This is a genomic window from Psychrobacter vallis (genome assembly GCF_904846715.1).
GTDB classification, from domain to species: domain Bacteria; phylum Pseudomonadota; class Gammaproteobacteria; order Pseudomonadales; family Moraxellaceae; genus Psychrobacter; species Psychrobacter vallis.
This window is the reverse complement of record NZ_CAJHBU010000004.1, coordinates 143745-158706: the sequence shown is the minus strand read 5'-3', so window position 1 is coordinate 158706 and position 14962 is coordinate 143745. Positions and strand designations below refer to the sequence as shown.

Genomic DNA, 14962 nt, shown 5'->3' with positions numbered 1-14962 from the left:
ATGTCGTTTAGATATAAAGTTTAATGGACACGGCCTTGTTCTTCTTGCCCAACATACACCCCATAAAGACCATTTTTACTTTCAGTTGCATAGCGTGTCATCATCGAATTCATGGCTGAGGTAGCAAAGTCTTGTTCTGCAATATCATCTATTGCGATGTATTCGCCCAGTCCTTTAGTATTTGATGATTGTGCAATGGCGCGATAAAAAATGTAATTAGTATTTGTTTTGCTGTTCTCATAAATAGAGAAGACAGCACCCAACTGAGCATCAATACCATTGTCTGCCAAAAACTGCTGGATAGTACTGACGGCATTGGTATTGTCATCAGTCGTTGTACTGGGTAGAGATACTTTGCCATCTTTTTGACTGAGCAAGACTTTGCCATTGTGCTCTATAATCACCCCCACGCTGACGTGTTTTTCTTGCGTACTGATCTCTGCTGCTTCACGTTCTAGTGCTAAGCTAAAATAACCGCCAGATGCGTATCCTAAGCCGTGGCCTTCGCGAGATGAAAAATCGAGAACCTCACCAACCAGCAGATGGTGATCGCCTGCATCAAGGTTGCGATCGGTTTTACAAGAAAAATGCGTCAATGCGCCATCGATGACAGGATTGCCTTGTTCGTCTTTGTGCCATTCAATTTGACTAAAACGGTCTGCTTTTGAGCCTGCAAATATGTTGGAGATGGCTTGCTGGTCTTCGCTTAAGATGTTGACAACAAAGCTGTCACAATTGGCAAATACATCAAAGCTCGATAGCGATTTGGCTGGGCAAACCAATAGTAGCGGCGGGTTAAGCGATACCGACGTAAATGAATTGGCCGTAAAGCCGACGGGCGTGCCGTCATTACTCATGGCGGTTATCACGGTCACCCCAGTCATATAACTGCCAAAGGCGTTGCGTAACATTTTAGGATCAAGTTGTTTCATGGGAACCTCTTTTTTAAATGGGGCGTTTGTAAGTTAGGTGTTGACCGTGGAGTGCGACTCGCACTGGATAAAAAATCTTGCCAATGCCGCGTTAACCGCGTTGGCATGGGTCATTTGTGCCATATGTCGGGCTTCTGGCACGATGACAGTATTGGCATTGGGCAATATATTGGCCATCGTCAATGACATTTTAGGGCTAGAATTTACATCCATCTCGCCCGTTAGCAGTAGTGTAGGCGCGCTGATGGTCTGCAAATCTGCTGCTGCAATGCCGCGTAAATGCGCGAACATCTGATAGGCTTGCGCATATCCTAAGCGATTGCCAGTATCTAGCCACAATCGGCATAACTCAGCCTCATGGCGGTATTGCGAATCGCCATCAAACCATCTGGCAATCGGCTGATCCGTCACATTTTGGTCAAGATCATTGAGTAGGGATTCGGCACGGTTCTGTACATTTTGGGCGGCATTGTCTGGACGATCATAGATCGCATTAAAGGCCGCAACGCCGCGTACCACTTCTGGGTAACTGACCGCTGTTTGTAATGTAGTCATCGCGCCCAAAGAATGCCCAACGATGATGGCAGGCTTGCCAATTACACTATTAATAAAAGTGCTCAGTACCTCAGTAAAGTCTGATAGCGTCAATGCAGGGTTAGGCAACAAGTCGCTCTCTCCATGTCCCGGCATATCAATCACATAACAGCGATATTGGCCGTCAAATGCAGATACCTGCTGATACCAGCTTTCTGCTCGCAAGCCCACGCCATGCACAAAAACGACCGGAGTGGCTTTGTCATTTTTATTCTCATTATGATAGTAGGCAATGCCATTAGAAATTTTGCGTGACCATTCCATCGGTAAATGCTCCTTAAACGGCGGCTGGGTTATTCAAATCGTGACCGAGGTCTTTTAAGTCTTGGTAACGATCGCCAATGCGATGATGTGGACGACCACCTGTGGCACCGCCTAACACAATCACAACCTCATCGTCGCGCGGCGCATCAGGAATGGAAAATTGAATCGTCAAATAATGCGAGCGGCGACCCGCATCGTCTTTGTCCATGAGTGGCACCATGATGGGAGTATTGGCTGTGCCGCGTATATTGGTAAATGCCAAATACGTACTGGCAGCCAACGCTTCACGATAAAAATTGCCAAAATGCAAGGTATGAATCAAGCCCGAAGCATGTTCAACTTCACCATTCAAGCCGACCACAGCAGCTTTGCCATAGGCTTCTATTTTGTCCGCGCCACCTGCTAAAGTGACGATTTTGTCGGTGAGTAGCTTACCTAAGACGGGGGCGAACGCTTGGATTTCAGGCTTTAAATCTTCTGCATAACGACCCGCCCATGGATTGGTAAGCACTGCTGCAACAGCAAACATACGCAGAGGCGTGTCGGCTTTTTTATAACCTTCAACTAAAATCTCTTCTTCAAAAGTGACGATTTTTCTAATATCTGGTTTTAACATAACAAGTTCCTTCTATCGATGAATGATGGCTAACAATATTGGTATACCATAATACGGTATTAAATAAATTACTAGCTTTTTTTGAAAATAAATATTATGGTATACCGTAATACGATATGAAAGCGTACTGTTTTTCTGCGCCATAGACGTTATACTCTTTATTTATATTTGAGAGAGTAAAAACCTTATGTTAGAAAAAGTAGAAAAACCAAAGACTTTAAAAGAGACGGCGCTGGAACAATTGCGCTTGGCTATTATGATCGGCCAGCTCGCACCCGGTAAAAGGCTGGTAGAGCGCACGATTTGTGAGCAGTTAGGGGTTAGCCGAACGGTCGTACGTGAATGTATCAGGCATTTAGAAAGCGAGAATTTAGTGACCGTTTCTGCTGGAGGGTCTTCGGTTGCCGTATTAGAAAGTGATGAAATCCGCCAAATCTATCATCTGCGTGCGATGTTAGAGAGCGAAGCGGTTCGTTATTGTGCCGAACAAGTGACGCCTGAATTGGTAGAAACGTTGCAAAATCATTTGGTTCAGATTCGCGATAACTTGCAGGCAGGCGACGTGGTAAAGGCGCTTGGGCATTCATATTCGTTTTATGAGCGTCTATTCATGACGGCTGGTATGACGGTCGCGTGGGAGTTGACAGAGCGATTGAACGGACGTATTGGTCGTCTGCGCTTTATGACCTTGTCTACCCAAGAGCGCGCAGTCAAAGGCCCAAGTAATCTGCAAGAGATTGTGAGCAATATTACTCAAGGGGATAGCAAGGCGGCAGTCAAAGCTTGCCGCAAGCATATTGATGAAGCCTGCCGTATGGGCTTGCATCTCAATAAACAACCCTCTTAATCAACAATAAATGCTAAGGATTAGTCATGGATAAACAACGATTTGAGTTGGGACTTACTCAGCGCAAAGCCACCTTGGGGGCTGAGTATGTCGAAAAAAACCTACAAGCTGCCGATGATTTCAACCGTCCGTTCCAAGAAGCCATGACTGAATGGTGCTGGGGCTTTGGCTGGGGTGATGAGACAATCGATGCCAAAACCCGCTCATTAATGAACCTAACCATGATCGCTGCGTTAGGCAAGATGCATGAGTGGGAGCTGCATCTAAATGGCGCAATCAATAATGGCTGCTCTGTGGAAGAAATCCGTGCCGCTATCCATGCGATTGCGATTTATTGCGGTGTACCGCAAGGTGTGGAATGTTTTCGCATTGCCCGTCAAGTATTGACTACTCGTGGGTTGTTAGAATCCTAAAAAATAATTGGAGACAGAAATGCAATTAAAAAATGATGCGTTGTTCAAACAACAAGCCTTTATCAATGGCGTGTGGTGTGATGCTGATAGCAAAGAAACCCATGACGTGTTCAATCCTGCCACCGGTGAAGTCATCGGTACGGTACCAAACATGGGAAGCAATGAAACCCGCCGTGCCATCGAAGCGGCAGACATCGCTCAATCAGCATGGGCAAAAAAAACAGGCAAAGAACGTAGCACCGTTTTACGCCGTTGGCACACGCTGATTGCCGAAAACATCGAGGATTTGGCTGTGCTTATGACCCATGAGCAAGGCAAGCCACTGGCTGAGGCCAAAGGTGAAATCCAAAGTGGACTGGATTATCTAGAATGGTTTGCCGAAGAAGCGAAGCGCATTTATGGTGACGTGATTCCGGGTCATATGGCAGATAAGCGTTTGATAGTGATTAAACAACCAGTGGGCGTTACCGCTGCCATTACCCCGTGGAACTTTCCTCATTCCATGATTAGTCGCAAGGCTGGCCCTGCGCTAGCAGCTGGTTGTCCAATGATCGTCAAACCTGCTATGGAGACGCCATATTCAGCATTGGCGATGGCTTATTTGGCTCAGCAAGCGGGCGTGCCTGATGGGATTTATAGTGTGGTCACTGGTGATCCAGTCGCTATTGGCGGAGAGATGACTGCCAACGCTTTGGTCAAAAAAATCAGCTTTACAGGCTCTACACGTGTCGGAAAAATCTTGATGAAGCAGTGCGCCGACACGGTCAAAAAAATGTCAATGGAGCTGGGTGGCAATGCGCCTTTTATTGTCTTTGACGATGCTGATATTGACGCGGCTGTGACAGGCGCAATGATGAGTAAATATCGTAATAGTGGTCAAACGTGTGTTTGCGCCAATCGCTTATTTGTACAAGCGGGTGTCTATGAAGCATTTACACAAAAATTGGCAGAGCAAGTACGCGCCATAAAAATCGGTAATGGGTTAGAGGCAGGTGTGATGCAAGGCCCACTGATTTCTCAATCTGCTGCCGATAATGCAGAGGCACTTGTCAATGATGCCAAAGACAAAGGCGGTACTGTGCTGTGCGGCGGTCAAAGAGTGGCGATGGATAAAAACTTCTTTGAGCCAACCATTTTAACCAACGTCAATAATAACATGCGGGTGGCGGATGAAGAAATCTTTGCACCAATCGCGCCAGTTTTTAAATTCGATACAGAAGCAGAAGTCATTGCCTTAGCCAATCGCACAGAATATGGCTTGGCGGGTTATTTTTATAGTCGAGATATTGGACGGGTATGGCGTGTGGCTGAGGCGCTCGAAGTGGGTATGGTCGGTGTCAACACAGGCATGCTCACCACAGAATTGGCACCATTTGGCGGCGTCAAAGAATCTGGTTTGGGTCGTGAAGGCTCAAAATACGGCATTGAAGAGTACGTAGAGACCAAATATATCTGCTTGGATATCAACTGATTGAGCGCGTCAGCACTGCCAGACATTTAGCAGTTATATTTATCAGTCATACCCACTTCTCATATGTTTTGTATCGGTTCATCCCAATAGGGCGGTGAACCGTAATACCCATCAATAAAATCAATAAAGCACCGGATTTTATGGGGCAGTAGCTTTCTGTGGGCATACACCGCATACAAACCCAACGTCTTGGGTTCGTCATCAGGCAGCACGATGACCAGCTCACCTTTACGAATGGCCTCGCTTGCAATAAATGTCGGCTGCACAGCCAAACCTGCGCCTGCGATGGCCGCATTGACGAGCAGGTCGCCGTTATTGCTGGTTAATTCACCGCGATGCTGACCACTCTCTGTACTGAGCCATGGATGAATGACTTCTTTCGTATTTCTCTCCATATAGCTGTAGTGTAAATAGCGATGGTGTTTGAGGTCTTTGGGTTCGCGAGGCATGCCATACTTTTCAAGATACTCTGGTGAGGCGCACAGTACCACTCGAATGGGCGCAACCAGTTTTGCAATCAGTGAAGAGCTTTTTAGCTCGCCGATACGCAGGGCAACATCAAACCCTTCCTCAACGATGTCTACTTTTCGGTCAGTCAGTTGCAAATCGACAGTGACGGAAGGATATAACGTCTGAAAATCCGTGACCAATTTGGCCATGTGCCTCATAGCAAATGAGACAGGCGCGCTTATCCTTAACGTGCCTTTGGGGTTTTGATGCAAGCCGCCCAACTGAGATTCCATGTTGTCGATACTCAATAAAATTTGTTGTGCATGTTCAAAGTAGTGAGTACCTGCTTCAGTCAGGCTTACTTTACGAGTGGTGCGATTAAACAGCCGCACATCAAGTCGTTCTTCTAGTTTGGAGACGTATTTGCTCACCAATTGCGGCGACAGCTGCATGGCTGCTGCGGCATTACTAAAGCTGCCTTCAACCACCACGGCTACAAATGCTCGCATCGCATCGATTCTATCCATTATTCATCTTGCCTATTTTCATCGCATCGATTACTGAGAATGTTGTTAAGAGTACTATCAACGTTTGGTTGTTAGTTATTTTCCAGATTTTATCTTAATGCTTTTGCCGCGTTGATAGTAACGTATTTTGTCTCACTGAGAGGGTGCACTTTTCACTCAACACGCCCTAATAACGTCATCAAAAACAAAGTTTATAAAACTAAATAGTAATAATTATCATTATTGTTTGTATTATTTTTATAATGTTGCTAAAGTATGCGTTCTTTATTGCCGAAACGTTAATAGCGCTTCGGTCTTGTTGTTTTTAAAATGTGAACTGTATGAAAGCTTTAGCCATTCAGCTTATGTCAGTGGTAGTCGAAGAAGGGTAGCATCAACTTTTATGCCTGTTTTGCAGCGTGTATAGGCGATGTTATGTGGTACTTCATCTATCGGCAAAGCGGAAAGCTATCGATACAACCAAATACTTTCAGGATTGTTATTTATGCCCATGTTATCCACCTCTTCTGCCTCCAAAGAACATTTTTACTCACAAAAACCGCCACATTTCGCGACTCGTCAAGCCTTGTTGAGCCTTGCCATTGCTTCTGTTTTTAGCACCACTGCATTGGCAGCTGAGAGTAATGAGCTTACGGTACAGCAGACAGCCGCTCAAGAAGCTGCCGAACAACAAGACATGCCTAGCACTGAGTTAGATACCATTGTCGTACTTGCGGCAAGGGATGAGTTGGTACAAGCGCCTGGTCTGTCTATTATTAATGAAGAGGCGATTGAAAAAGCCTCACTTTCTAATGATATCTCAGAAATCGTGCGTAAGATGCCGGGTGTGAATCTCTCAGGATCGTCTACGTCAGGGCAGCGTGGTAACCAACGTCAAATCGATTTGCGCGGTATGGGACCGAATAATACCCTCATTTTAATCGATGGTCGTCCAGTTACTTCGCGTAATGCGGTGCGTCCTGGTCGTGGCAGCGAGCAAGACACTCGCGGTGACTCACAATGGGTACCGCCAAGCGCCATTGAACGCATCGAAGTACTGCGTGGTCCAGCGGCTGCGCGTTATGGTTCTGGTAGTATGGGCGGGGTGGTCAATATCATCACCAAAGCCCCAACCAAAAAGGAGTTTTCGGTCACAGGTCATTACGAGTTACCAGAAAGTGATCTTGAGGGTGAAAATTGGCGCACGAACATCAATATGGCAGGCCCATTGACGGACAAGCTGTCGTTCCGTACCACACTTGGCTACCATGATAGCGAAGGCGACGACCCTTATATCAATGCAGAAGCTGCGCAAGTCATTGACGATCGTGGTGAGCCAGTCGCTTCTGTTGCTGCAGGCCGCGAAGGGGTCGAAAATATAGACGCCCGCCAGCTTTTTGAATATGCCATGGATGCGATGAACACCGTCGGCTTTGAGGTTAACTATAGCAACCAGAGCAATCGCTGGGCAGGCGATTCACAGTTCCAGACGATCAACGATGACTTGGTCAATGCGCTGGCAGGTCAAGAAACCAATAAGATGGAGCGCTATGGTGCTGCATTCACTCACCGCGGTGAATATGACAATACCAGCAGTAACAGCTATCTTGAATATACGCGCACCATTAATGAACGTCTTAATGAAGGCAATGTCGGTCGTTATGAAGGTGAAATCTCGCAACCTGAAGGAGAGGCTGAATATAATTGGACAGAAGCGACCTATGACACATTAAATGCAAAATCAGAGTGGGACATCTACTTTGATCGTCACACCTTGACTGCTGGTGCAGAGTTCCGCGGCGAAAGATTGGACAATCCATTGGTTTCGACCGTAGAATTTGATGAAGGCTTTGATTTTGGTGATACCGAGGCCGATCCGTCTAAGCGTGATGCAAAGACAGATGCTTACCTTATTGGTGCTTATCTAGAAGACAACTATCAATTGACACCAGACTGGTATATTACGCCTGGCGTACGCCTTGATTATCACGACCAAGCTGGTAGCAACTGGTCACCCAGCCTGAACACCACTTGGAACTTCAGTCCAAACTGGTCAGTAAAAGCGGGTGCCAGTCGCGCGTTTAAAGCACCTTCACTGTATCAGCTTGATCCGAACTACATCTATTATACGCGTAGTAATGGTTGCCCATCTAACGTTCCTCTTGACCAGCGTGGCTGTTATGTTTTGGGTAATCCTGATCTAGAGCACGAAACCTCTTGGAACAAAGAGCTGACGTTTACTTATAAAGATGACACTGGGCTGAACGCAGGCTTGACTTACTATCACAATGATTATGACAATCGTATCGGCGCTGGTGTAGAGCGTGTGGGCGTAGTTGGTGTGGTGGCTGATGGCCTTGCCGCTGACCGCTCTGTGTTTCAGTGGGAAAACCAAGGGGATGCAATCATTGAAGGGATCGAAGGGTTTGTTAAAGTACCCGTCACTGATACGGTCTCATGGTCTACCAATTTAACAGGGAATATCCGCTCAGAGCGTAAAGATACGGGCGAGCCGTTATCTTTAATCCCTAAATTCACCATGAACTCAAATGTCAGTTGGGATATTACCCCTCGCTGGAACACGGACTTCGGCATTAGCTACTATGGAACCATTGAAGCGCCTGAGGTGTCTGTCACTACGGGTGATGCACTTACCACACCGAAACTGGATCGTGATCCATACGCCCTTGCCAATGTCAGCACACGCTACAATCTAACAGATGACATCACCATTGGCGCTGGTATCAAGAATCTGTTTGATAAGCAAATTAAACGAGAAGGGACGACGACCAATGCTGGTGCTCGTACGTTTAATGAACCGGGTCGTTACTACATCTTCGATGTCAGCGTTAATTTTTAATTTCTAAACGTATCGTTTTCTATAAATATAAAAAAGGTCTGGGCAAGCGTCTAGACCTTTTTTCTTTAACTAACTTATGCTTTATTAACTATCTATTTCCGCTTTAATAGCTAAACTTTAAAAGTATTACACCGATCTTTAATAAAAAAATATGAAATTATAATTGAAGAAACTATTTGGCCCAAAAAATTTCCAATTTGGGTTTAATGATTAAGGATAGTATGATTGAAAAAACAATTCCAATCGGTAAGGCTGTTAATAAACTAGCGATCCACATATAAAGAAAATGATTCCAATCAGCGAAATCATTAAGGTTTATTGTCGTAACAATAGCCATGATTGACTCCATAATCACTGCCATACACAAACCAAAAATGATATTCATTTTTACAGCAGAAATAGTTGGTAATAATACTCTCAGAATTTTATTTATAAGCATTGCTATAACACCGCCGATAGGTGCAATACAGACGATACAAAGCGCAAAAGAGCTCAGCCAAGCAGCTAAAAAGTCATCGCTAAAGCCGACGCTATTCCAGGTCATTACAAAAGTAAGCGTACCACCGATAACTGCTACTATACTAAAAATAACCAATATCTTTTTTAAAATATTAGACATCTACTCATCCATATCAAATGATTTGAACATAGTATAGCCATATTTTTTTGATAAAGGCAGTCTTGTTCTTTCGTGTTTTTTCTGTACAAGGCTGTAAAAATATTCAGTATTAACAGTCGGTTGCTTCTTGATTTTTTTAGCAGAAAGAAGGAGTCCGATTATGAATTTTAATAAGAAGGTATGAACATGAGTGTTATAAAGTGCTCAAGCTTATTTTGATATATCATTATTTTAGTTAAACATGCTTTTGGATGCTATAAGGTTTTTTTGACTGACACCAAGACGTTTTAAGGCGTGATAGATGCCTGTTTTACTACAGTTTAGAAGATGCGCTCTTTCATATTGGTAATCATCGGGATATTCGAAGTTCGGTTTGTGCGGCCTCTCATTTTATAGTTGCTTGATACGGATTTAGCGCCAAATGAGAATTATTTTCATATTAATGGTTTACCTTTAATGGCGTTCGTTATAACATAACGCTTTTTTTGAAATGTTATGTTATAACGGAACAATATATGAGAAAAATTGCCTTAATTTCTGTGTTATTAGCCCTAGCAGGACTAGCATGGTATTTCATTGCTGGCGCTAAGCCGTCAGAGGGTCAGACAGCTTCTATGCCTCAGGGCGATGAACAACAAAACTTAATCGTGGTTACACCTTGGGAAATAACGTCTACTGATCCAAGTAAGTCAGGGTTTATTTTTCAGCGTTTACAGCTTGCCGAAACGCTGGTGGATGCTGCGCAAAATGCCGATTTGCAGCCGATGCTTGCGCAAAGCTGGTCTGCCAATGACCAAGGCGATGTGTGGACGTTTGTATTGCGCGATGGCGTCAAGTTCCATGATGGGTCGCCACTGACCGCTGATGACGTGGTAAAAAGTTTGGACGTAGCATTAACCAAACCCACAGCATTAGAATCTGCCCTTATCTCAAAGATTACAGCCATTGACAGCAAAACGGTTGAAATTACGTTAGAAAAGCCATTGATGTCTTTTCCGGCTTATTTGGCACATGCAACCAGTATTATTTTGGCAAAATCCTCGTTTGACGATAACAATGAAGTCAAAGAGCTGATCGCAACTGGTCCTTATTACGTCACCAAAATTGAGCCGCCTCAAAAGATTGAGCAAAAAGCCTTTGCAGACTACTGGGGCGAAAAAGCTAAAATTCAGGACGTCACGTATCTGGCCAACAGTCGTAGTGAAACCCGCACGTTATTGGCGCAAAGTAAACCCAACTATTTGGTATTCACGCTAGATTCAGCGAGCCTTGCGCGCTTGCAACAAGACCCTAATTTGCAGGTCAAATCAAAATCGCTGTCCCGTACCATTCAATACAAAGTCAATGCCAAAAACCCTTTGTTTAGTGATGTCAACGTCCGTCAAGCGCTCAGTGATGCCATTGACAGACAAGGCATTGCTCAGTCTGTGATGCGCGCAGACAATGCCGCAGCCAATCAGATATTGCCACCGATTTTTAAAGACTGGCAAATCAATACGCCAACTCAAACACCAGACCCACAAGCAATCAAACAACGTTTACTGGATTTGGGTTTTACAGCGGATGCTAATGGCATGCTACAAAAAGAAGGCAAGCCATTCAAATTTACCTTACGCACTTTTTCAGACCGTCCAGAACTACCAATCATTGCCACGGCGCTGCAAGCACAATGGAAAAAAATTGGGGTGGATGTCGACGTGTCCGTGGGTAATTTTTCAGAGATTCCTGCCGGTCATCAAGATGGCACGTTAGAGATGGCATTGTATGCGCGTAACTATGGTATGACGCCCGATCCTGTGGGTTCACTCATCGAAGATTTCGATCCAAAAGGCAGCGATTGGGGCGTGATGAATTGGCAAGATTCTGAGCTGAGCGACAGTTTATCAAAACTAGAGACGACTAAAGACAATGACAGTGACAATAACATTGCGACCAAACAAAAGGTCTCAAAAATTATCTATGACGAGCGACCTATCGTGCCCGTGGTTTATTACCAACAGAACGCCGCCGCGCATAAGTCATTAAAGGGCTTGGAAATTGATGGTTTAGAACGAAATTTTTATTTGAATAAATTGTCTTGGTAAGCCACTGTTGCCGTCATTTGCTGTATACACGTAAAAAATTGTGATTGATAACTATGTTTAAATATATTTTCCAGCGTTTATTACAACTGGTCTTTGTCGTATGGTCGGTCGGCACCTTGACCTTTATTTTGACCCGTAGTTTACCGGGCGACATGGCTTACCGCATCGCTGCCAGTCGCTACGGTTATGATCAGACGAATGCCGCCGCTGCCGCGATGGTACGAGCTGAGCTTGGTTTGGATCAGCCGTGGTGGCAGAGCTACTTTGATTGGTTGGTCGATTTGGCACAGTTTAATTTGGGGCGTTCATTGGTAAGTGGGGAGTCCGTATGGTCTGAGATTGCGCATCAGTTCGGACATACTTTGGCACTGGCATTGGTCGCATTGGTCATATCGCTGGTCATTGGACCACCTCTAGGCTTACTGGCAGCGCAAAGACCGAGCGGGATATTTGACCGTTTAACCTTGGTGGTGAGTACCGTGCTACGTTCCGTCCCAGTGTTTATTATTGGTATTGCTCTGATTACGCTACTTGCCGTACAAGTCAAATGGTTGCCAGCCGCCGGTTATGGCACGCCGCAACATTATATCTTGCCAGCATTGACGTTGGCGATTGGGTTGGCAGCGGTCTCAATCCGAGTCAGCCGTCATGCGATGGTGCAAGTACAAACGTCTGAGTATTATCATTTTGCCGAGCTTAAGGGCTTGAGTAAATGGACGGCGTTTTGTCGGCATGGTCTACGCAATGTGGCCATTCCAATTTTGGCCTACCATTCAGTACAACTGGTGTATTTGGTGGAAGGGGTGGTGATTGTGGAGAGTCTGTTTGCGTGGCCTGGTAGCGGTCATGCATTGGTACATGCGATTGTTGCCCGTGATGTGCCGATGATACAAGGCACGGCGTTAATCATGGGCGCTATGTTTGTGGTACTAAATATGGTGGTGGATTTATTAAGTGGTCTGATTGATCCGCGCGTTGATTTAGCGCGCTAACTTTTATTACCACTAAATTCACCATTAACACTAGGAAAGCTGATTTTATGAATGTGTTTAAACTATTTAACAAACTGCAACCCGTACAACTTTTTGGGGCTATTTTACTACTCTTACTATTAGTGTTTGCCTTTTTACAGCCGATTTATTATCCAATGGATGCCAATGCTCAAAATCTCAGTAGCATGTTACAACCATCGAGTATAAGCCATTGGTTTGGCACCGATCATTTTGGCCGAGATATGCTGGCAAGGGTGGCATCTGCCATTCGCTTGTCGTTTTCGCTGATTGTGTTGTCGGTGGGTTTTGCGTTATTTTTTGGATTACTGATGGGAGTGTTGAGCGGTTATTTTGGTGGCTGGATAGACTTTGTCTGTCGGTTTTTGTGTGACATCGTCATGGCGCTACCAGGACTGCTATTTGTATTATTGTTTGCGGCTATTGCGCCTAACAGTTTTTGGTCATTATATTTGGGGATTTCATTGGTGTTGTGGGTCGAGTTTTTTCGTATGGTACGCGCCATGACGCAAACGATTGCCAGCAGCCGCGAAATCGAATCGTCACGCTTGATGGGTATGGACTTTTTTTATTGTTTCAAACGTCATTTTTTGCCGAAGATTTTGCCAGTTATCGCGACGCTTAGTGCCTTTGCCGCTGGTAATGCGGTACTGGCTCTTGCCACACTGGGCTTTATCAATGTGGGTTTGCGCCCGCCCACGGCTGAGCTTGGATTGATGATGACCGAATTGTTTCCTTATTATTATCAAGCGCCTTTCATTTTCCTACAGCCTATTATCGCGGTCTTCGTTTTGGTCTTAAGCTTACAATTGATTTCAGGAAAAATAAAATGATAGCAGACGCATCGATACAACACTCATCGGTACAAGAATCATCGATAGACAGCATCTTGGTACAAACCAATAACGTGGCGGTGTTTACCAAGTTGGGACAAAGTTTGGTTGAGCCTATCAGTTTGACGCTGCATCAAGGGCAAAATGTCACCATTTTGGGCGAAACAGGCTCGGGTAAAAGCTTGTTGGCACAGGCTATTATGGGCGCATTGCCCGATGAATTGGTCGCTCAAGGGGATATCCTGATTGAACATCAAGCACTAAACAAATCACAACTGCGCCAGTATTGGGGCAGACGTATGGCAATGCTGCCGCAAGAGCCAAGCCGTTCACTCAATCCCACCATGACCATGCTCGACCAAGTATGGGAAAGCTTATTTTTTGTGGCCAAAAAAGACAACAAAACCAGTAAGCAGTTGGCAAAAGATAAAATCGATAGCTTAGGACTGGCAAAATCGGCAGATTATTACCCACATGAGCTGTCGGGCGGCATGGCACAGCGCGCTTCTTTTGCGATTGCCACCTCTGGCGGTGCGTATATTGTCATCGCTGATGAACCCACCAAAGGCTTGGATGATGCCAACAAACAAGCAGTCATTACATTACTAAAAAATGTCAGCGAAAATGGCGGCACGCTTTTGACCATTACTCATGATATCGAGGTGGCAAGATCGTTAAGTGGTCGTGCTAATGACCGTATCATGGTCATGAAAAAAGGCCAGTTGTTAGAACAAGGCAGTGGCGTACAAGTACTCAATCAACCCACTTCAGACTACGCCAAACAATTGATTGCCGCTGCGCCGTATAATTGGCAAAGTCAAGACAGAAGCCTCATTCAAGACAGCCCATTACTCACTGTCCAAGACTTAAGTTTGGCGCGTGGTAAACGGGTCTTGTTTGAGAGCTTAAATTTTAGCCTACAAAAGGCCGAAGTGCTTGGCGTGATTGGAGGTAGTGGTATCGGTAAAAGCTCATTGGGCGATGCGTTATGCGGCTTATTAAAACCTGCCAGCGGCGTCATCACTTGGCAACAAAAACCAAAGAGCCATCAAGTGCTTAAATTGTATCAAGACCCACCAGCCGCTTTTGCCTCGCATGTGCCCCTACAGACTTTGCTAAATGACGTGATTAAAAAGCACCGACTCGATGCCAGCCGCGTGCCTGAGTTGTTAGAAAAGCTAAAGCTAGATAAGCAAATTCTCACTCGCAATGCATTGAATGTGTCGGGTGGTGAATTGCAGCGGGTGGCAATTTTGCGTGCACTACTCTTTAATCCAGTTTTGCTGTTTGCCGATGAGGTGACCTCTAGACTCGATCCGATTACCCAAAAAGAAACGCTGGATCTGCTCGTGACGCAATGTAAAGCGCAAAATTGCACGTTGGTAATGGTCAGTCACGATCATCATATAATGCGCCATTACTGTCATCAAGTGATTGATTTGGAGGCATTAGCCACATAACTG

At 45.1% G+C, this 14962-nt stretch carries 13 protein-coding genes and 1 pseudogene; 8 read left to right on the top strand and 6 right to left on the bottom strand.

The window, feature by feature from the left end; translation table 11 throughout:
• Positions 1–20: 20 nt before the first annotated feature.
• From JMY02_RS04310 to JMY02_RS04300, 3 genes are read right to left on the bottom strand one after another with little or no spacing between them, the layout of a single operon-like run.
• Positions 21–932, bottom strand: coding sequence for a flavin reductase (locus JMY02_RS04310; protein ID WP_201595557.1), 912 nt, complete (start codon positions 930–932; stop codon positions 21–23).
• Between the two features lie 33 nt (positions 933–965).
• Complete coding sequence (locus JMY02_RS04305) at positions 966–1790, bottom strand: alpha/beta fold hydrolase (RefSeq protein ID WP_201595555.1); 825 nt, start codon at positions 1788–1790, stop codon at positions 966–968.
• A 13-nt stretch (positions 1791–1803) separates the two neighbouring features.
• The gene (locus JMY02_RS04300; protein WP_201595553.1) at positions 1804–2406 is read right to left on the bottom strand and encodes an amino acid synthesis family protein; all 603 of its coding nucleotides are present in this window, start codon (positions 2404–2406) and stop codon (positions 1804–1806) included.
• 187 nt (positions 2407–2593) lie between these two features.
• Here JMY02_RS04300 and JMY02_RS04295 point away from each other — a divergent pair, with 187 nt between their 5' ends.
• Genes JMY02_RS04295 through JMY02_RS04285 form a run of 3 tightly spaced genes read left to right on the top strand, consistent with a single transcriptional unit; the run spans position 2594 to position 5137 of the window.
• A complete protein-coding gene (locus tag JMY02_RS04295) occupies positions 2594–3253 on the top strand; it encodes a GntR family transcriptional regulator (RefSeq protein WP_201595550.1) in 660 nt (219 codons plus the stop codon).
• 26 nt (positions 3254–3279) lie between these two features.
• A complete protein-coding gene (locus tag JMY02_RS04290; RefSeq protein ID WP_201595547.1) occupies positions 3280–3666 on the top strand; it encodes a carboxymuconolactone decarboxylase family protein in 387 nt (128 codons plus the stop codon).
• A 19-nt stretch (positions 3667–3685) separates the two neighbouring features.
• The gene (locus JMY02_RS04285; RefSeq protein ID WP_201595544.1) at positions 3686–5137 is read left to right on the top strand and encodes an NAD-dependent succinate-semialdehyde dehydrogenase; all 1452 of its coding nucleotides are present in this window, start codon (positions 3686–3688) and stop codon (positions 5135–5137) included.
• A gap of 59 nt (positions 5138–5196) precedes the next feature.
• Here JMY02_RS04285 and JMY02_RS04280 read toward each other — a convergent pair whose 3' ends face one another.
• Positions 5197–6114 (bottom strand): LysR family transcriptional regulator, encoded by a 918-nt coding sequence (locus tag JMY02_RS04280; RefSeq protein ID WP_201595541.1) that lies wholly within the window; start codon positions 6112–6114, stop codon positions 5197–5199.
• Positions 6115–6598: 484 nt separating this feature from the next.
• Between JMY02_RS04280 and JMY02_RS04275 the strand changes: the two genes are divergently transcribed.
• Complete coding sequence (locus tag JMY02_RS04275; protein WP_201595538.1) at positions 6599–8953, top strand: FepA family TonB-dependent siderophore receptor; 2355 nt, start codon at positions 6599–6601, stop codon at positions 8951–8953.
• A 172-nt stretch (positions 8954–9125) separates the two neighbouring features.
• On the opposite strand, the gene JMY02_RS04270 is transcribed toward JMY02_RS04275, so the two are convergent.
• Positions 9126–9572 carry a DUF2798 domain-containing protein gene (locus JMY02_RS04270; protein WP_201595535.1) on the bottom strand — a complete coding sequence of 149 codons (447 nt, stop codon included), beginning with the start codon at positions 9570–9572 and terminating at the stop codon, positions 9126–9128.
• Positions 9573–9803: 231 nt separating this feature from the next.
• Positions 9804–9935, bottom strand: a pseudogene (locus tag JMY02_RS13785) (IS630 transposase-related protein); the annotation flags it as partial.
• Between the two features lie 152 nt (positions 9936–10087).
• On the opposite strand from JMY02_RS13785, the gene JMY02_RS04265 reads away from it, so the two are divergent.
• Genes JMY02_RS04265 through JMY02_RS04250 form a run of 4 tightly spaced genes read left to right on the top strand, consistent with a single transcriptional unit; the run spans position 10088 to position 14959 of the window.
• Entirely contained in the window at positions 10088–11656 is a 1569-nt protein-coding gene (locus tag JMY02_RS04265; RefSeq protein WP_201595532.1) for an ABC transporter substrate-binding protein, read from the top strand.
• Positions 11657–11709: 53 nt separating this feature from the next.
• The gene (locus tag JMY02_RS04260; protein ID WP_201595529.1) at positions 11710–12648 is read left to right on the top strand and encodes an ABC transporter permease; all 939 of its coding nucleotides are present in this window, start codon (positions 11710–11712) and stop codon (positions 12646–12648) included.
• A gap of 47 nt (positions 12649–12695) precedes the next feature.
• Positions 12696–13499 carry an ABC transporter permease gene (locus JMY02_RS04255; protein WP_201595527.1) on the top strand — a complete coding sequence of 268 codons (804 nt, stop codon included), beginning with the start codon at positions 12696–12698 and terminating at the stop codon, positions 13497–13499.
• A complete protein-coding gene (locus tag JMY02_RS04250) occupies positions 13496–14959 on the top strand; it encodes an ABC transporter ATP-binding protein (protein ID WP_201595523.1) in 1464 nt (487 codons plus the stop codon). The genes JMY02_RS04255 and JMY02_RS04250 overlap by 4 nt, the downstream gene beginning before the upstream one ends.
• The last annotated feature ends 3 nt before the right edge of the window (positions 14960–14962 follow it).